Below are 17,217 nucleotides of genomic sequence, written 5' to 3'. Positions count from 1 at the left end.
AGGGCTCTAGAGTGTGCCACAGGCTGAATCCCGATCTTGTTGGAGTCTGATGATGAGTATGCAAAACCTGTTGTGGCGAAGCCGGTCGATCCTGGGGGGCTGCCTGATGCTGTTGAGCGCACCGCTCTGGGCCTCGCCGGCCGGCTCCTACGATTTTGGCCAGCCGGCGCCTGCGGCCAAGGCCACTCGCAGTGTCGAGGTGGTGATGGGGGACATGTCGTTCAATCCCAAGGCCCTGGAGATCAAGGCCGGCGAGACGGTGCGATTCGTGCTGATCAACAAGGGGCAGTTGCTGCACGAGTTCAATCTGGGCAACGCGGCCATGCATGCCGAGCACCAGCAGGAAATGCTCAAGATGCAGCAGAGCGGCATGCTCACCCCGACCGGCATGAAGGCGATGGATCATGGAGCCATGGGCCACGGCTCGATGGCAGGCATGGACCATGGCATGCAGCATGACGATCCCAACAGCGTGCTGGTGGAGCCGGGCAAGCAGGCGGAACTGACCTGGACCTTCAGCAAGAGCGGCAACCTGGAGTTCGCCTGCAACATTCCCGGGCACTACCAGGCCGGGATGGTGGGCAAGCTGACGGTCACCCCATAGGCATCCGGGGCTCAAAGGCGGGAGCAAAGGCTGATAGAATCCGCTGATTCTTCAGTCAGGTTTCCGCCATGCATCCCGCAGCCGAACATTCGCCGCTGGGCAAGTCCAGTGAATACGTCTCCACTTACACCCCGTCCTTGCTGTTCCCGATTCCCCGGGCGGCAAAATGGGCCGAGCTGGGCTTGAGTGCCGATACCCTTCCTTATAAGGGTGTGGACTACTGGAACTGCTTTGAGTTGTCCTGGCTGCTGCCGTCGGGCAAGCCGGTAGTGGCTATCGGTGAGTTCAGCATTCCCGCCGATTCGCCGAACATCATCGAATCCAAGTCGTTCAAGCTGTACCTCAATTCGCTGAACCAGACGCCGTTCGATGATCGGGCGACCCTTGAGGCCACCTTGCGCACTGATCTGTCGGCCGCTGCCGGCAAGCCGGTAGGCGTGCGGATCCGCAGCCTGCAGGAGGTCGAGGCCGAAGGCGTGGTGGCGCTGCCTGGGGTGTGCATCGATGATCTGGATATCAGTGTCGACAGCTATGAGCACCCGCGCCCCGAACTGCTGCGCTGCGATGCTTCGCGCGTGGTGGAGGAGAGCGTGCACAGTCATCTGCTCAAGTCCAACTGCCCGGTAACCAGCCAGCCGGACTGGGGCAGCGTGGTGGTGCAATACCGGGGCGCGGCTCTGGATCACGCCAGCCTGCTGGCCTATCTGGTGAGCTTCCGCCAGCACTCGGACTTTCATGAACAGTGCGTGGAGCGGATCTTTCTCGACCTGCAACGCTTGCTCAAGCCGGAGAGACTCACCGTGTACGCGCGTTATGTGCGCCGCGGTGGGCTGGATATCAACCCTTACCGCAGTACCGAAACCGCGGATTTCGCCAATCACCGGTTGGTACGCCAGTAAAAGCAAAGCCCCGCTCCGAGAGCGGGGCTTTTGCTTTGTGGGGTTGGCTACCGGGGGGGCTCAGATGCCGATGTTGCCCAGGGTCTGGACGATATTGCGCAGGGTTCCGGCAATCGCCGGGTGTTCCAGTTCGAAGCGTTCCACGGCCAGGTTGACGCCGTCGGCGAGGCTGGCGTCCTGGGTGCCGGTCTCCAGTTTGAGTTGCAGTTCGATCTGCTGCATCAGCTCTTGCAGATTGTTGCGCTCGGCTTCGGAAAGCGGTGGGTTCTGTTCCAATTGCTCGCGCAGGGTGTCGAGTTGTTCTTGCAGTTCGCGGGCAGGCATGGCGTTCTCCCTTTATTGATAGGCACAGGGATGGACCGCGCTGTCGAGCCAAAGGTCCATGCCCACGGCTTAGAGTAATCCACTCCCAGGCGCTGTGCATGATCCTGATCAACAGGCTTATGTCAGGGTTTTTCACCCTTGAGCCGGCGCAGTTCAATGTCCGCCAGGCAGGTGTTCAACTCCCCCAGATGGTCGATGACCGAATGCACCCCCAGGCCGAAGAGCTGCACCGTGGCCTTGCCACGCTTGAATTCCCGTTCCTGCTGGTTCAGGGCCTGCCATTCGCTGGGGGTCATGCCGCACAGGGAGCCGCAAGAGGCCAGGCCGATGGTCCAGAGGCCGGCATTGAGGCCCGACTGCAGCAGTTGGGGTTCGCCGCTGACCAGGACACAGCCGTCGATGCCTTTGACGTTGAGCGCCATCAGCGCCTGCCAGCAGGCATCGGGTGCGGGCCAGGGGGCGGGGGAGTGAGGTGCCGGCGTGATCCAGTCCGGCAGGACGGCAGCCAATTGGCGGCTACTGGCGGGGAGCAGCTGCTCCAGCCAGGCGCAGGGGATGCCTTGCTGATGCAGGCGCCGCAGCGTTTCCAGTGCGCCAGGTGTGGCTTGGGCTTGCTCCGGATCAGGTTTGTCCGTGGCTTGCTGGCGCATCCGCGCGCCGAAATCCACCAGGCAGCCACTGAGGCCGAAGAGTACGGCAGTCAATGGGCGGGCGGGTTGCACTGAGGCGTCGGCGTGGGGCATGTCAGCGTCCTTGAAATACCCTTGGAGGCTAGCGGCAGAACATGACATGCAGGTGACAGTACGGTGAATGGCAGCAAGGTTGGCTGAACCCCGGCTGAAGACGGTTTGCGGTGATGCTGCCTAAACCGGCATATCCGCTTTATACTCCTGAACTTATCCTCAGGGCATAGCCCCACGAGAGAACAATCGAAGGAGTTTCCTGCTATGCGCTGGAGCCGTTATCTAGTTCCACTATGTATGAGTGCCGGTGTGACGCTGGCTCCCCTGGTTGCCCAGGCGGCCGAAGATGATCCATGGGAAAGCATCAACCGTCCCATCTTTACCTTCAACGATACGCTGGATACTTATGCCCTGAAGCCTCTGGCGCAAGGCTATCAGGCCGTCACTCCGCAGTTTCTGGAAGATGGCATCCACAACATGTTTCGCAACATCGGTGATGTCGGCAACCTCGCCAATGACATCCTCCAGGCCAAACCTGGTGCTGTCGGTGTCGACACTGCGCGACTGTTGATGAACACCACCCTGGGCCTGGCGGGCTTCTTTGATGTCGGTACCAAGATGGGCCTGCAGCGCAATGACGAAGACTTCGGCCAGACCCTCGGTCATTGGGGCGTGGGCAGCGGTCCCTACGTGATGCTGCCGTTGCTGGGGCCAAGCACCCTGCGTGATGCGCCGGCCAAGTATGTCGACAGCTACACCGAACCCTACCGCTACATGAATGACATCCCCGCGCGCAACATCACCATGGGTGTGGATGTCGTCGATACCCGTGCCAGCCTGCTCTCGGCGGACAAGCTGATTCGCGGTGACAAATACACCTTCATTCGCAATGCCTACCTGCAGAATCGCGAATTCAAGATCAAGGACGGCAAGGTCGAAGACGACTTCTAGGCTCGACTGTCCTGCACAAACTGAAAAGGCGGCCTGATGGCCGCCTTTTTCATGGGGTGGAATCTTTACTTCATTTTAAGGATTGTAAGTCCAAGTTTCTGGCCGCCACCTTCTTGTGGGTTGACCCATACCACTTCTGTCTCTGCTTCCAGCCCCCTGAGGGCTGCGTGCTCTGAGTCGATACGTACACTCAACTGATCGCCGACCTGGAACGAACGTGGTGCCTGAACCTGCATGCCGCTGCTGGAAAGATCGATGCAGACCGCTTCGATCACCTGCCCCTGATGGATCAGCGTGACCTCTGCATCCACCCGCATGCGGATGTAATCGCGCTTTTCGCTGTAGTCACGCTGGTTTTGGTTCATGGGTTCCATCCTGCGATTGAGTTGCGGTTTTAGCGGTTTTTATAACTCCCGGTGATTTGCGGTGTAAAGACGTCAGGCGACCATCGGCATGAGCTTGAAACGCCCCGCGGATGGGAGTACCGTCTGCGCCTTAGAAGGGCACCTCTGATGGTCGGGCGTGCAGGGCTCAAGGTCCTGGCCTGGCTTGCAGAGTGGCTAGAAAGCGAATCCAGTAGCGTGCCTCAGGCCCCAGGCCAGAGCACCTACGCCAACCTAATTCTGGCGCCGTTTGCCCACATGCAAAAAACCAGTGCCACGCTGCTGATAATCGATGACGACGAAGTAGTGCGCGCGAGCCTCGCGGCCTATTTGGAAGACAGTGGCTTCAGCGTACTGCAGGCCGCTAACGGCCAGCAGGGTCTTCAGGTATTCGAGCGCGACAACCCCGATCTGGTGATCTGCGATCTGCGCATGCCGCAGATGGGCGGTCTCGAGCTTATCCGTCAAGTGACCGAACTGTCCCCGCAAACCCCGGTGATCGTGGTTTCGGGTGCGGGCGTCATGAACGATGCGGTTGAAGCCCTGCGCCTGGGCGCGGCGGACTACCTGATCAAGCCGCTGGAAGATCTGGCCGTGCTCGAGCACTCGGTGCGCCGCGCCCTGGATCGTGCTCGCCTGTTGCTGGAAAACCAGCGTTACAGAGAGAAGCTTGAAGCCGCCAACCGCGAGCTCGAAGCCAGCCTCAATCTGCTCCAGGAAGACCAGAACGCCGGTCGACAGGTGCAGATGAACATGCTGCCGACCAGCCCCTGGTCGATTGACGAATTCAACTTTGCCCACCAGATCATCCCGTCGTTGTACCTGTCGGGTGATTTTGTCGACTATTTCCGTGTCGACGAGCGCCGGGTGGCCTTCTACCTGGCGGATGTTTCCGGTCATGGTGCGTCGTCGGCCTTTGTCACCGTGCTGTTGAAGTTCATGACCACCCGTTTGCTGTTCGAGTCCAAGCGCAATGGCACCTTGCCGGAGTTCAAGCCTTCGGAAGTGCTAGGCCATATCAACCGTGGCCTGATCAGTTGTAAGCTGGGCAAACACGTCACGATGGTCGGTGGAGTCATCGACGAGGAGACTGGCTTGTTGACCTATAGCATTGGCGGGCACTTGCCGTTGCCGGTGTTGTACACCCCCGACAGTGTGCGTTATCTGGAAGGGCGTGGTTTGCCGGTGGGCCTGTTCAACGAGGCCACCTACGAAGACCACATTCTGGAGCTGCCGCCGGTGTTCAGCCTGACGCTGATGTCCGATGGCATCCTGGACCTTTTGCCCGAGCCTACACTCAAAGAGAAAGAAGCAGCCTTGCCCGAACGGGTGAGGGCAGCGGGCGGCAGCCTGGATGGCTTGCGGCAAGTTTTTGGATTGGCCACGCTAGGGGAGATGCCGGATGATATCGCCCTGTTAGTGTTGAGCAGGAACCTTCAATGAGTACCGGTAGAATCCAGTTCGCCGAGCAGGATGGCACCTTCGTCCTGAAGTTCGTCGGTGAAGTGCGCCTGACCCTGTGTTCGGCGCTGGATGCGACTATTGAGCGGATTTTCACCGCGCTGAATTTTTCGGCGATCGTGATCGATCTGACAGAAACCCGCAGCATCGACAGCACCACCCTGGGCCTGCTGGCCAAGCTCTCGATCCTGTCGCGGCAGAAAGTCGGTCTGTTGCCCACCGTCGTCACCACCCACGAAGACATTACCAGGCTGTTGCAGTCCATGGGCTTCGATCAAGTGTTCAACATCGTCGATCGCCCGATTCCCTGTCCGGAATGCCTGACCGACCTGCCGTCGCAGGATCAGTCGGAAGAAGTGGTGCGGGTCAAGGTCCTGGAGGCGCACAAGATCCTCATGGGCCTTAATGACTCCAACCGTGAAGCCTTTCACGATCTGGTGAATGCCCTGGAGCGTCACTGATCGACTGAAACGCTAGCGCACAAAAAAGGGCGAACCTGTGAGGGTTCGCCCTTTTTGCGTTGACGCGAAACGATCAGAGCTTGGCAGCCAGCAGGGCTTCGAGCTTTTCCTGGTCGCGGGCGAACTGGCGGATGCCTTCGGCCAGCTTTTCGGTGGCCATGGCGTCTTCGTTGGAGGCCCAGCGGAACTGCGCTTCGTTCAGGCTCTGGCGAGCTTCACCGGTCTTGCCCGGGCTCAGCTTGCGTTCCAGCTTGCCAGTGTCGGCGGCCAGCTTCTCGATCAGGTCCGGGCTGATGGTCAGGCGATCGCAGCCGGCCAGTTGCTCGATCTGGTTGAGGTTGCGGAAGCTTGCCCCCATGACCACGGTCTTGTAGTCATTGGCCTTGTAGTAGTTGTAGATGCGGGTAACCGACTGCACGCCCGGATCGTCAGCGCCCTGATAGTCGTTGCCGGTAGCCTTCTTGTACCAGTCGTAGATCCGCCCTACGAATGGCGAAATCAGAAACACCCCGGCTTCGGCGCAGGCCACGGCCTGGGCGAAGGAAAACAGCAGGGTGAGGTTGGTCTGGATGCCTTCGCGCTCCAGCTTTTCGGCGGCGCGGATGCCTTCCCAGGTAGAGGCGATCTTGATCAGCACCCGATCACGGCCGATGCCGGCCTTGTCATACAGCTCGATCAGCCGATGGGCGCGCTTGAGCATGGCTTCGGTATCGAACGACAGGCGGGCGTCCACCTCAGTGGAAATACGGCCCGGAATGACCTTGAGAATCTCCTGGCCTACAGCCACGCCGAAACGGTCGCTGGCCAGGCCGACATCGCCTTTGCAGTCGTTGACGCAGGCATTCAGCAGATCGGCATAACCCGGGATGGCCGCAGCCTTGAGCAGCAGCGAAGGGTTGGTGGTGGCATCCACCGGCTTGACCCGGGCGATGGCGTCGAAGTCACCGGTATCGGCCACTACGGTGGTGATTTTCTTCAGTTGTTCCAGCTTGGAAGTCATGAGCGTGCTCTGTCCTATGGGTCTGACGACATTACCCGAGCGCTGTCAGGCGCTCAAGGGCGCGGAATGCTAACTACGGCCCCAAAGTCCGTGACCTGAAAATAGTCGTTTGAATGCTGGGGCACTGTCCAGTAGATACGATGCCAAAAGCCCGGCCAGGTTCAACCCGGCCGACGCTTAACGTCCTTCCAGCAACTGCCCGGCCTGATCCAGCAGGGCCAGCGGATCCTGGGTCTTGTGGATATCCACCGACAACAGCTGGCGGAACTTGCGAGCACCGGGGAAGCCCGTGCCCAGCCCTAGGACATGGCGCGTGATGTGGTGCATGGCGCCACCGGCAGCCAGGTGCTCGGCAATATAGGGGCGCAACCGGGCCAGCGCCTCGGCCCGGGAAATCACCGGCTCAGTGCTGCCAAACAGCTGTTGGTCTACCTCGGCCAGCAGATAGGGGTTGTGATAGGCCTCACGGCCCAGCATCACCCCATCGAAAGTCTGCAGATGTTCATGACAGGCCTCGAGGGTCTTGATCCCACCGTTGAGGATGATTTCCAACTGTGGGAAATCCGCCTTCAATTGCGCCGCCACGTCGTAGCGCAACGGGGGAATGTCCCGGTTCTCCTTGGGCGAGAGGCCTTCGAGAATGGCGATTCGCGCGTGCACGGTAAAGCTGCTGCACCCGGCTTCCATGACCTGGCCGACGAAATCGCATAGCTCGGCATAACTATCGCGCCCGTTGATACCGATCCGATGCTTGACCGTCACGGGAATCGACACCACATCGCGCATGGCTTTCACGCAATCGGCCACCAGCGCCGGATGGCCCATCAGGCAGGCACCGATCATGTTGTTCTGCACCCGGTCGCTGGGGCAACCGACGTTGAGGTTGACCTCATCGTAGCCATGCTCCTGGGCCATGCGTGCGCACGCCGCGAGATCCGCCGGCGTGCTGCCCCCCAGTTGCAACGCCAGAGGGTGCTCGGACGGGTGGTAGCGCAGGAAGCGTTCGTGATCACCATTGAGCAGCGCACCCGTGGTGACCATTTCGGTGTAGAGCAAGGTGTGCTTGGACAGTAGGCGCAGGAAGAATCGGCAGTGACGGTCCGTCCAATCCATCATCGGTGCCACGCTAAACCGCCGGGACAGCGTAGGGCGTGAGTTTACTAGGGCTGTAGCTGAATTCTGGACCATTTTGCTCTACGTGTTTAAGGCGTGTTTTGGGGCGTTTTCAGGCGTTTTTTAAGGCTCGGTGGTACGATGTACCACCCAAAAACTGACGCGTACCACTTTCCATATGGCGACTATCAGGGCAAGAAAACTGGCAGATGGGAGCGTGAGCTACACGGCTCAGATCCGCATCAAGCGCGACGGAGTGCAAGTTTACCAAGAGAGCCAGACCTTCGCCCGAAAACAGGCCCCCAGGCCTGGGGGCGTAAGTGCAAGCTGGAACTGGATGGCCGCAGGATCTTCGACCATCTGAAGTGTTGGTTCAATGGCCGATGCTACGAAGCGCCGATATCTATGGATGGTTTGGCCAACATCACTGGGGCCAGTGTGTATCTGCAATTGGGGGAGTAGCATGCAGGCCCGTACCCTAATCCTGAACAAACTATTCAGCCGTAAGTAATAAGACAACGGTTGTCACGCTGGTTTCATCCTCTATATGACCGAAGCGATCCAGGGGCAAGAGCGTATCAAGTAGTTTGACGCTGTGCTGAAGAGCTCGAAAGGCTCTGACAACTTCCGCAACCTATTTGTCTCTGCGCCCTCCGAGAAGAAAGACGTTATCCAGCTGATGCCGGTCAGCGAGGTGGCGGCTAGGTACGAGTTCAGCTCGATCAAGAGCATCAGTCGTGATGATTTGCTTGAGGCCTTGAGTATCGCACCGCAGTTAATGGGCATCGTGCAGCTGAGTGGTTTTGGGTTGTAGGGGGAGGTGCTGTAATTTAGGTAGTGAACGAGCCTGAGCTGTTATAGGTGGGCCCGCGTAGTAAATGAGGTGATGAGTTACTGCATCACATCAGCCCGATGCTGAATCACTCCGAATACTTAGCTTACGATTTTATATTTTTCTCTGTAGCTCTCTATAAGGCGGCTTAAGTTAGCAGGCTTTCCTAGAGTGATCTTAAAATTTGAGCTGGAGATTCAGAAAGCTGTACGGCAAGCGCAGTGGTCTCGAGAGAAGTCGAAAAGCAGGCTAATGATGTGAGTAACTCTGAGCAGTTGATAATTCAATTGCTCAGAGCATATAAGTTTTAGTTCGGACTGCGAAGGCACTCGATATAATTCATATCGAACCCGCGCGAGGGAAGGATGCTCTCAATACGCAGGCCCGCTTGAGAGCATAGTGATTGAAAATCTTTGGTGCTTCTTACTTGTCCGGGCGTCCATACTCGTTGTTCAAAGTTTCGTGTATGAATGAATTCGGGGTTGTCGAACGAGTCGGAAAACTCTCGATCCAGCAGCCCTTCAATAATTACCAGGCGAGAGTCAAGACGCATCGCCTTTGCAATGGAAGTCAATATCTGAATGACGTTGGAGTTGTCCCAGTCATGCAATACGTGCTTGATAGTATAAACATCATGTCCGGGTGGAATCGCGCCGAAAATATTGGTTCCAATGAATTGGCAGTTTTTTAATTCGAGCGACTGAATGTGTCGATCGGCATTGATTTTATTTGATGGCTGATCGCAGATTATACACGATAATTTTTCGTATTTTGACGCCAGCGCGCATGCAAGGCTACCCGTGCCGCCCGCTACATCAACTAGGCTTTTTGCGTCTCCAATAATCAACTCTTCGACAATGTCCGGTATAAGCGATTGATTAGTCACGCCGTGCATGAACTCCACAAAGACCTTGCTGGCTTCGGGGTTTTTGTTGTAGTAATCCCATATTGTATCTTTATGAGCTAGCTTGAATGCATTGTCACCCGTCAGAAAGTGCTCTTCAAGTTTAATGGTTGCTGGGGCTAACTGCGCTCCCCATACTAGCAGATAAGGCCTGAACCATGATTTTGAAGCTTTCGTGAGTTGTAACCCTTTTCTGGCTATTAAATATTTTTCATCCTTTTTACGGATGAACTTGAGCTTCGTGGCAAGCATCAGCAGGTCATTGAGAATGTCCGATTTGGCTTTGCTAAGTTGATTCAATTCGTCGAGAGTTTTTGGGCCGGCAATTAAAAATTCGAAAATCTCGATTTTTGTCAAAAAATACAACGCATGTGCGGCATAGGATGCCTGAATCAACTCAAAGCAATTCAGCTCGTTTAGCACGGATTTTGCCATTAGGCTGGCTCCTGACTTCCGGGTTGTCATCGAAAATAAAAACTATGGAACAGCAGAATCATTCCTCTGGAATGGGCATGATATCTGCCGATCCAGGCAGCTTGCAAGGCAAGTGTGGCCGGCATACTACGGGATTTTTCAAAAAAACCACATGACCTGCGCATATTAAATATTCGGGAAATTCCATACATCAAACAATATATCGCTTGACTAACCCTTTCCGGCTGCCCCTAAGGCTCTAACTCACAAGAGGGTGGAGCTCCCTTGAAAGCTACAAGGAGTTACTCCGAAGCCTGGGTGCTGTGCATCAAGATAGGCAGGAGCTGGGTTAGGCGGCGATTTGCTTGCTTATAGCCGAATCGTTAATACGACGAGCACCTCAGATGTTTCTGGGGGAGTGCTCCCATGCTTCCACCGGGACGAGGCGTTAAATCTATGTGTTCAGCAGGAACGAGAAGAGGATGTTCAGATTTACAAGGTGCGCAAGGTTTAATAGCCATTCCTGAATGAAGAATTGTTGGTCGCATACAGCACGATAGAGCGAATGTTGCGGAGGTTGGGCCAGATGTGCGCCATGTATAGCGAGAGTGCCAAAACGACTAATAGCGTTGAGTCTGTCACTGCACTTGCTGGAAGGAGTCTATTTGCCTGTTTCGCCCCATGCAGCCCCTTGGGGTGGAAGTTGACTAACTTCAGTGATGTCAACAACGTTATCGTTATTATTGGCGTCCCCTATGAATCATAGGTTACGCTCTACACAGTTGACTTGCAGGTGGGCTGAGCAATGAAGTAAGCGAGCTCCGTATCTATGCGGCCGCAGATCCAACTTTTAAGAAAATAGAGATCCTTAGTGTCAGGGGCGGCAGCAGGGCCTGATCAAGGCTAACGTCTACTAGGTCAGGTCTGTCTGCGAGCCACTGGCGTCGGTCAGCAGCTAGTCGGGACAACTCCAACCTATTCATTCTGGCCACTGCTGTAATTGCTGATAAGTTTTGCTCGAAGTCAGTATGGAACTTGCTCGTAAAGGCCGGCCATACAAATGTAAGGATCGCAACACCGAATTCACCGAAGACTATGACGGCAATGTCACTATGGTGAGGGGCCTCAATGATCTGTTCATTCCGATTATCCGGGCGTGCGAATGCCCATTATTTCAGGGAGTCAGAAGCGAGTGCTGATAATCAGTTGCTCGATCTTGGAGCCCCGAAGAGATCGAAATAATGATTGTTGATGCTGACGTGCTACATGGCGTATTCGGAGCCGTGATTTGCTTCACCGTAGAGATCGGCGTGCTTCACCTCCTGGCGCGCACCGCCTGCCTGTGGGCCAAAAGGATCTCTTTTTCTGCCCCCTGCAACCCAGTTAAGTCGGAACCGGCCTGCGGGCTTTTGAGTTACTCTGAGGTGGGAGAAGTCTGGGGAACCCCGCGAAAGTAGGAGCGTTTTAGCGTTTGCTGATAGGAGTATAGCCAGCCGAGTCTGAGAAGAGCTTCGGGAAAAGGATTAGTTTTTATGAGGCTATTGAAAAAGGGGGAGGGACTGGGCTTGAGACCTAACTTTCAGCAGGGTAGTTAAAGCTAGGTTGAAGGTGGTTTTTTTGTCAAATATTAAATTTAAAGAATTTTATAAGATTTAAAATTAACTTGCCAGCAGTTAATTTTTATCAGTGACCTGAAGTCCGTGCATTACAAGGCTTTCAGCGGTGTTAATGAAAAAACTAACCGTCCTAACCTTTTTCTGATGGGATAAAATGAAACTATGGGTGAAGCTTTAGTGTTGCATGTGCTGAAGTTGCATGCGGAGTCTCGCAGTCCAACCTTTATCAACTTCATTGAGACGCACTTATCCACTGAACATAATATGTTGCGGTGTGCGGATGGTGTCGGGATTGGAGCAAAGTAGGTGACAGGTTAAAGTGCCATACCAGCTGAACCTGTCGTAGGGGGCTCAGGGAGTGACAGTGCAGTAACGCCCGTGGCCATCGTTACCGCAGTAACTGGTTGGGGCGGCCTGGGTTTCTTTTAGGAGGCCCGTACCGCTGAGTTCGACTAAGTTGATGGCGCACTTGGAGGACAAGGGGCTCTGCTTGCTAAATTCAAAACTCGCCTCGTAATCCTTCTCGGCCTTTGGGACGAACTGAATGGTGGGGGGATAACAGTGGCCGTTATCGGCTTTGTAGTTAATGTCGATCAACACTGGCTGGTTTGCGGGGATTAAAAATTCGTCGTATCCCAGTCTGTCGAATTTAACGGCTTCTGTATGTGCGGTGGTGGGTATGCCAATTACGCGGTTCTGGTAGTCCTCAATCTTCATTCCTAGCACATCGGAGTCGCGCCAAAGGATGTAGCGCTGTTTTGGATCATGGTGACGTGCAGCGATACTTCCCTGCAGGCAACCATTTTCGGGATGGTTGTAATAGGCTTCGCAGGTTTTTCCGGGGATGTAGGAGGCCGGTTTCCGGTGCGGAGAAGATACGGATACGAGCACTGGTGGTGCGGTCGTACTTAGCCGTTTCGGTATCATTGCGTAAATTAGTCTTTTCATAGCTGCAGCCGGTAAGTAATAGAGCACCTGCTGTGAGTAAAAACCACTTCATGATAAAATACGCTCCTTGTTGTGAATGTCAGTTTTGACTGATGTGAAAGGGCATAAATTTACCTGGGGGAGTTCTTCCTCTGATTTAGAGAGTTATTACTTTGGCATCCGTAGTTTAAGCTCGGTACGTATATTGCCTAGTGAAGGTATTTTGCCATGAGATGTGGAGGGGGAGTAGCAGTAAACAGAAGTGCCAGCAGCGTGTAACCTAATTAGATTTACGTGCAGTGGTAAGAAAGTGGTACGTGAGGCGTGCGCATTCTTTCTAGATCTTTCAAAATAAGAGCCTTAGAAATAAACGGTCCAATCCATTATTGGTGCCACGGAAAAGCGCCGGGAAGGTTCTGAGCGGGAAGGGCTTGGAGCGGTAAAGGGCATGGGATGTTTGTCGCTTTGCGGGGCAACCACCTGTGGTCATGGCGGTTGTCGGGGTGACGAATTGGCGCAGTTTATCAGGAAGTGCCACGCCGACGTTGTGCTCTGAGCCTTTGCCGGACTAGCGAGGTTGTCCGAGCATCCGTCCCAGCTGCGCCAGCCAGTGGTAGCCCACCACGAAACTGAATCGTAGCCAGACACCCGCGCAGATGCTCCAGGAGAGGACCCGGGGATAGTCCTCACGAAAAAACTTGCCATAGAAGCGGATCATGCCCCGGTGCTTGTGCCATTCGACGAACACCGGGCGGGTGCGGCTGCAGGCGCCCCAGGCGTGAAAGATCCTGGCCTGGGGTACGAAGCAGACTTTCCAGCCTTCCTGGCGAAAGCGCATGCACAGGTCCAGGTCCTCGCAGTGCAGGAAGTAGCCTTCGTCCCAGCCGCCGACGCTGTCCAGGGCTTCGCGCTTGACCAGCATGCAGGCGCCGGAAATGGCTTCTACCTGCGTCGGACGGCTGGGCAGCGGCTCGCGGTGCAGAAGAAAGTCGGAAAACAGCCGCGGCGAGAGCCAGGCCAGGCCCGACAGGTTGAGGGCGCGTACTACTGCCCGCCGTGGGGTGGGGAAGACCCGACGTCCACCGGGCTGTTCGCTGCCGTCGAAGTTGCACAACAGGCCACCTGCCATGCCCAGATCGTGGGTGTGGCTCAGGGCGTCGATCATTCCTTGCAAGGCGCCCGGTTGCAATACGGTGTCGGGGTTGAGGAACAGGAGGTGTGGCTGCTCGCAGTGACTGGCGCCTAGGTTGCAGGCCGCGGCGAAGCCGGTGTTGCTTGGGTTGCGCAGGATGAGCAGGCGTTCATCGGCAGCGAACCGGGTGGCAACCTGCTCCAGGCTGCCGTCATGGGAGGCATTGTCCACCAGCACCAGCCGGTTGATGTCCTGGGCCAGCACCGAGATCACGCAGTCCTCCAGCAGAAGGCCGGCGTTGTAGTTGACCACCACCACATCACAGGAACGCGGCATGGGCCCCCTCGAAGCGTTTTGCCCAGGAATTGGCTTCGCGGAACTTCAGGGTCTCGGCCAGGGGCTCGGTAAACGTCAGCGCCTGTTGGATGACTCGGGAGATGTCGTCGAGACTGTCGCTGAGAAACACCCCCGGAAGATGGCGCCTGGTGCCCATTTCGCCGAATGCGGTGCTGACCACTGGCAAGCCCAGGGCCCGGTACTCGTAGTATTTGATCGGGTCGACGTAGCGGGTGATGTCGTTGCACTTGAACGGGATCAGGCCGACATCGAACTCGGCCATGGCTTGCAGCGCGGCCTCGTGGGAGAGCGCCGGCAAGCACCGGATATTGTCCGGCAGTGCCCTGGGCGAAGGTCCGTGCTGGGGGCCGATCAGGCGTACCTCGGCCCCGGGAAAGGCCACGGCCAGGGCAAGCACGAATTCCCAGTCGAACCACTTGGCGAGGGTGCCGATGTAGCCGAACACCGGGCGTGCTCCATGTGCTGCGCTCCGGGACAGGGGCAGGGCGGGCAGGCGTTCGCTGGCGCAACCATTGAGCAGCAGCCGGGTATCGACCTGTTGCCGTTGCCAGTAGCGCTGCAAAGTCGTGCAAGAGGCCAGGGCGGTGACCACAGCCCGGGCGGTCTGGTGCTGGCGCCGGTGCATGGCTCGGCGTGACCAGCCGCGATAGAACGCCGGTACGTTGTCCATGACGTCATAGAAACTGCCGGCGAAGATCGGCTCCTGCAGCAGTTGCAGGGCCAGCCTCGAGGGTTTGCCGATGCCGAGCTGGGTCGGTGCCTGGGCAAAATGGCGGATCTGTTGCTTGAGCTCCTGCCAGAACAGGCGATTGACCCAGCCCGAGCCGGGCAGGGGCTCTATGGGCAGGGCCCGGGGCCTGGCCAGGGTCAGCCAGTCCGGCACGGCGACGGTCGGACCCTGGTATGGCGGGCGGGTAAGCAAGTCGGCCAGTACCGGCAAGCGCGTGGGATAGGGTTCGACCCACAGCACGGGGGCCTGGGTGGACGCGTGGAACTGGCGCACCAGTTCATGGGGGCGTTGCGCGAAGCTGTGCCAGCTGACCGGTGACAGATAGACCAGCCTCATGATGGCTCCCTGGCGGTGTGGGGAGTCCAGGGTCGGCCCCATTTCGCCTCGTACAGAGCCTTGTTGCGCTCAAACAGTTGTTGGCGCTGGCTGCCGGGCATCTGGCTGAACGAGGCAGAAAGATGGTGATGAATGAACACGTCTTCGGCAAAGGCGCAGGACAGCCCTGCTTGCTCTACCCGGCGGCAATAGTCGTCGTCTTCGAAAAAGCCCAGGCCGAAGGCTTCATCCAGGGGCCCGACGCGCTCATAGGTCGACCTGGGCATCATGACCGCGAAGAAACCGAGGGTGGCGCAGGGCACCACCTGTCCGGCATGGCGCCAGGTGTACTGGCGGGCGCGGCCAGGCATCTCCTCGAGGCTGCAGTAGCTGATCTCGATCTTCGCTTCGTTGCCGATGTTGTTGGTTACCGGCCCGATCAGGCCGAGCCCCGGGTTGCGTTGCAGGTGGCGGCGCAGGGTCTGCGCCCAGCCAGTGGTGACCTCGGTGTCGTTGTTGAGCAAGACCAGGAACTCGCCCCGAGCCCGGGCCAGGCCCTGATTGTTGGCCGCGGAGAAACCCAGGTTGCCGGGGTTGAGGATGAGCGAGTGAGCGCTGTCGCTGGCCCACTGCCGAAGGAATTCGACGCTGCCGTCGGTGGAGGCATTGTCGACGACAATGATTTCCAGATTGCGGCCCAGAGCATCGGCGGCCAGGCTGGCCAGGCAGGCACGGGTCAATGCCAGGTTGTTGTAGGTCACTACTATCACGCTGATCAGGGGCCCGCTTCGCTCGTCTTCCACCAGGGCCTTCAACTGTTCTACCCGGTGCTCCCAAGTCTGTTGTGCGGCGAATTCCTGGCGCTGGCGGGAGGTGCTGTCGCAGGCAGGTTCCTGCAACGCCTGGGCGATGGCTTCGATAAAGGAGGGGGTATCCCTGGCAATGGATACCTGCTGGCCGAACTCCTGCAGCTCGGGCAGATCCACCGCCACCACCGGCTTGCCGGCACTCAGGTACTCGTAGACCTTGACCGGATTGGTGGCCAGGGTCAGTGCATCGATGCGAAACGGCAGGATGCAGACATCGAAGGCCTGCAGGTAGGCGGACAGCTGTGCGTAGGGGATTTCACCGGTCAGCCTGACGTTGGCATGGCGCTGCAGGCGCGCACCAATCCGTCCGGTATCTGCGCCTATCAGCAGGATCGTGCAGTGCCTGAAGGCTTCGGCGATGGCGGCCACCAGATCCACATCGAACCACTGGGCGAGCGCGCCGTAGTAGCCGATCACGGGACGGCCTTGCGGGTCCTGATAACACTGGGCCGGGGGCTTGGAAAAATAGGTGAAGTCGGCGGCATTGCGCAATACGGCGCGTTGCCCGGTGCTTGCAGGTGGGCAGTGCCGACTCCAGTGGCGTTCCAGCCACGCCGAGGCAAACAGCGTGATATCGGCCTCGCGCAGCAGCTCATGTTCCAGCTGCAACAGGTCCGGGGCGTTGTTGCCGAAGCCCTGATGGTCGTCCATGCAGTCATAGACCAGGCGGCTGGCCGGAAGCGCCCTGGCCACGGGGGCCCAGAACGGGTGCTGGACCAGGGAGATCACCTGGCTCGAATGGGCCCAGCTCAATAACTCGCCGATGCTGCGACGCAACTGCTGGACCACGGCCTCTTGCGGGGCAGCGTGGTAGAGGAGCGGGGCTGTGCGTGCAAACAGCCGCACTTCGAACAGCCGCCCTCGGTCATCCAGCTGACGCAAGGTAAAACCGTCGCGAGCGTCGTCCTCCAGGCTGGCCGAGACATAGAAAACCCGGCGTCCGCTGGTGCTCAAGCCGCGGGCCAGGTGCTGGGGACGCTGCTGGCGGAAATCCCAGTCGATGGCACCCCAGACCACGTAATCCGGCCATTGCGGATCGGCCGCCGGTAGCACGCTACAAGCGGGTACGAAACTCTTGGCGGCCCGCTGATGCCGACGCAGGGCCCGCCAGCCAGGTCCCAGCGCGCCGTGATACAGGCGCTGGAGCAAGGCTTTGAGCAGGTAAGGCAGCGGCAGGCGGTGATAGAGGCGACGCCAGCGCTGGAACAGGGCGATGCTCATTGCCGCGCCCCGGATACAGAG

15 protein-coding genes and 2 pseudogenes are annotated in these 17,217 nt (G+C 57.6%); 7 read left to right on the top strand and 10 right to left on the bottom strand.

Annotated elements, in window-relative coordinates:
* Positions 1-52 precede the first annotated feature (52 nt).
* Together BLS75_RS18940 and queF are read left to right on the top strand one after the other, a co-directional pair.
* Entirely contained in the window at positions 53-604 is a 552-nt protein-coding gene (locus BLS75_RS18940; protein ID WP_019093682.1) for a copper-resistant cuproprotein CopI, read from the top strand.
* Between the two features lie 68 nt (positions 605-672).
* Positions 673-1,503, top strand: coding sequence for an NADPH-dependent 7-cyano-7-deazaguanine reductase QueF (gene queF, locus BLS75_RS18935; RefSeq protein WP_011060287.1), 831 nt, complete (start codon positions 673-675; stop codon positions 1,501-1,503).
* Positions 1,504-1,563: 60 nt separating this feature from the next.
* Here queF and BLS75_RS18930 read toward each other — a convergent pair whose 3' ends face one another.
* Both BLS75_RS18930 and BLS75_RS18925 read right to left on the bottom strand, forming a co-directional pair.
* Positions 1,564-1,827: a DUF4404 family protein gene (locus BLS75_RS18930; protein ID WP_011060288.1), complete on the bottom strand. Its 264-nt coding sequence runs from the start codon at positions 1,825-1,827 to the stop codon at positions 1,564-1,566.
* 122 nt (positions 1,828-1,949) lie between these two features.
* Positions 1,950-2,570, bottom strand: coding sequence for an HAD superfamily inactivated hydrolase PcrP (locus BLS75_RS18925; protein ID WP_072451561.1), 621 nt, complete (start codon positions 2,568-2,570; stop codon positions 1,950-1,952).
* 204 nt (positions 2,571-2,774) lie between these two features.
* On the opposite strand from BLS75_RS18925, the gene BLS75_RS18920 reads away from it, so the two are divergent.
* Positions 2,775-3,461: an MlaA family lipoprotein gene (locus BLS75_RS18920; RefSeq protein WP_072451560.1), complete on the top strand. Its 687-nt coding sequence runs from the start codon at positions 2,775-2,777 to the stop codon at positions 3,459-3,461.
* Positions 3,462-3,526: 65 nt separating this feature from the next.
* Here BLS75_RS18920 and BLS75_RS18915 read toward each other — a convergent pair whose 3' ends face one another.
* Entirely contained in the window at positions 3,527-3,826 is a 300-nt protein-coding gene (locus BLS75_RS18915; RefSeq protein ID WP_011060291.1) for a PilZ domain-containing protein, read from the bottom strand.
* Positions 3,827-4,102: 276 nt separating this feature from the next.
* Here BLS75_RS18915 and rssB point away from each other — a divergent pair, with 276 nt between their 5' ends.
* Both rssB and rssC read left to right on the top strand, forming a co-directional pair.
* Positions 4,103-5,287 (top strand): two-component system response regulator RssB, encoded by a 1,185-nt coding sequence (rssB, locus tag BLS75_RS18910; RefSeq protein ID WP_026020041.1) that lies wholly within the window; start codon positions 4,103-4,105, stop codon positions 5,285-5,287.
* The gene (gene rssC / locus BLS75_RS18905) at positions 5,284-5,766 is read left to right on the top strand and encodes an anti-sigma factor antagonist RssC (RefSeq protein WP_003218919.1); all 483 of its coding nucleotides are present in this window, start codon (positions 5,284-5,286) and stop codon (positions 5,764-5,766) included. The genes rssB and rssC overlap by 4 nt, the downstream gene beginning before the upstream one ends.
* Before the next feature lie 73 nt (positions 5,767-5,839).
* Here the strand turns inward: rssC and tal are convergent, their stop codons facing one another.
* A complete protein-coding gene (gene tal, locus BLS75_RS18900; RefSeq protein ID WP_011060293.1) occupies positions 5,840-6,766 on the bottom strand; it encodes a transaldolase in 927 nt (308 codons plus the stop codon).
* A 177-nt stretch (positions 6,767-6,943) separates the two neighbouring features.
* Positions 6,944-7,954 (bottom strand): tRNA dihydrouridine(20/20a) synthase DusA, encoded by a 1,011-nt coding sequence (gene dusA / locus BLS75_RS18895; RefSeq protein WP_072451559.1) that lies wholly within the window; start codon positions 7,952-7,954, stop codon positions 6,944-6,946.
* A gap of 103 nt (positions 7,955-8,057) precedes the next feature.
* Between dusA and BLS75_RS32635 the strand changes: the two are divergent.
* Positions 8,058-8,186: pseudogene (locus BLS75_RS32635) on the top strand (site-specific integrase); the annotation flags it as partial.
* A 20-nt stretch (positions 8,187-8,206) separates the two neighbouring features.
* A pseudogene (locus BLS75_RS32630) lies at positions 8,207-8,669 on the top strand (hypothetical protein); the annotation flags it as partial.
* Positions 8,670-9,018: 349 nt separating this feature from the next.
* Here the strand turns inward: BLS75_RS32630 and BLS75_RS18880 are convergent.
* The 5 genes from BLS75_RS18880 to BLS75_RS18860 form a co-directional block, all read right to left on the bottom strand.
* A complete protein-coding gene (locus tag BLS75_RS18880) occupies positions 9,019-10,050 on the bottom strand; it encodes a methyltransferase (protein ID WP_072451557.1) in 1,032 nt (343 codons plus the stop codon).
* A 1,946-nt stretch (positions 10,051-11,996) separates the two neighbouring features.
* Positions 11,997-12,536, bottom strand: coding sequence for a hypothetical protein (locus BLS75_RS18875; protein WP_239690682.1), 540 nt, complete (start codon positions 12,534-12,536; stop codon positions 11,997-11,999).
* A 604-nt stretch (positions 12,537-13,140) separates the two neighbouring features.
* Complete coding sequence (locus BLS75_RS18870; RefSeq protein ID WP_072451556.1) at positions 13,141-14,040, bottom strand: glycosyltransferase family 2 protein; 900 nt, start codon at positions 14,038-14,040, stop codon at positions 13,141-13,143.
* Complete coding sequence (locus BLS75_RS18865; protein WP_072451555.1) at positions 14,024-15,127, bottom strand: glycosyltransferase family protein; 1,104 nt, start codon at positions 15,125-15,127, stop codon at positions 14,024-14,026. Before BLS75_RS18865 ends, BLS75_RS18870 begins: the two co-directional genes overlap by 17 nt.
* Positions 15,124-17,196, bottom strand: a complete 2,073-nt coding sequence (locus BLS75_RS18860) for a glycosyltransferase (RefSeq protein WP_072451554.1) — start codon at positions 17,194-17,196, stop codon at positions 15,124-15,126. Before BLS75_RS18860 ends, BLS75_RS18865 begins: the two co-directional genes overlap by 4 nt.
* Positions 17,197-17,217 lie beyond the last annotated feature (21 nt).

Source organism: Pseudomonas sp. NFPP12 (genome assembly GCF_900103205.1).
GTDB classification, from domain to species: Bacteria; Pseudomonadota; Gammaproteobacteria; order Pseudomonadales; family Pseudomonadaceae; genus Aquipseudomonas; species Aquipseudomonas protegens.
The sequence above is the reverse complement of the archived record's forward strand: the minus strand, read 5'-3'. Positions and strand labels throughout refer to the sequence as shown.

Coding starts and splice junctions, on each gene's coding strand:
- rssC (WP_003218919.1), top strand. CDS start 5,284: ATGAGTACCGGTAGAATCCAGTTCGCCGAGCAGGATGGCACCTTCGTC.
- BLS75_RS18880 (WP_072451557.1), bottom strand. CDS start 10,050: ATGGCAAAATCCGTGCTAAACGAGCTGAATTGCTTTGAGTTGATTCAG.
- BLS75_RS18925 (WP_072451561.1), bottom strand. CDS start 2,570: ATGCCCCACGCCGACGCCTCAGTGCAACCCGCCCGCCCATTGACTGCC.
- BLS75_RS18940 (WP_019093682.1), top strand. CDS start 53: ATGAGTATGCAAAACCTGTTGTGGCGAAGCCGGTCGATCCTGGGGGGC.
- BLS75_RS18915 (WP_011060291.1), bottom strand. CDS start 3,826: ATGAACCAAAACCAGCGTGACTACAGCGAAAAGCGCGATTACATCCGC.
- BLS75_RS18860 (WP_072451554.1), bottom strand. CDS start 17,196: ATGAGCATCGCCCTGTTCCAGCGCTGGCGTCGCCTCTATCACCGCCTG.
- BLS75_RS18920 (WP_072451560.1), top strand. CDS start 2,775: ATGCGCTGGAGCCGTTATCTAGTTCCACTATGTATGAGTGCCGGTGTG.
- queF (WP_011060287.1), top strand. CDS start 673: ATGCATCCCGCAGCCGAACATTCGCCGCTGGGCAAGTCCAGTGAATAC.
- BLS75_RS18930 (WP_011060288.1), bottom strand. CDS start 1,827: ATGCCTGCCCGCGAACTGCAAGAACAACTCGACACCCTGCGCGAGCAA.
- tal (WP_011060293.1), bottom strand. CDS start 6,766: ATGACTTCCAAGCTGGAACAACTGAAGAAAATCACCACCGTAGTGGCC.
- BLS75_RS18870 (WP_072451556.1), bottom strand. CDS start 14,040: ATGCCGCGTTCCTGTGATGTGGTGGTGGTCAACTACAACGCCGGCCTT.
- dusA (WP_072451559.1), bottom strand. CDS start 7,954: ATGGTCCAGAATTCAGCTACAGCCCTAGTAAACTCACGCCCTACGCTG.
- BLS75_RS18865 (WP_072451555.1), bottom strand. CDS start 15,127: ATGAGGCTGGTCTATCTGTCACCGGTCAGCTGGCACAGCTTCGCGCAA.
- rssB (WP_026020041.1), top strand. CDS start 4,103: ATGCAAAAAACCAGTGCCACGCTGCTGATAATCGATGACGACGAAGTA.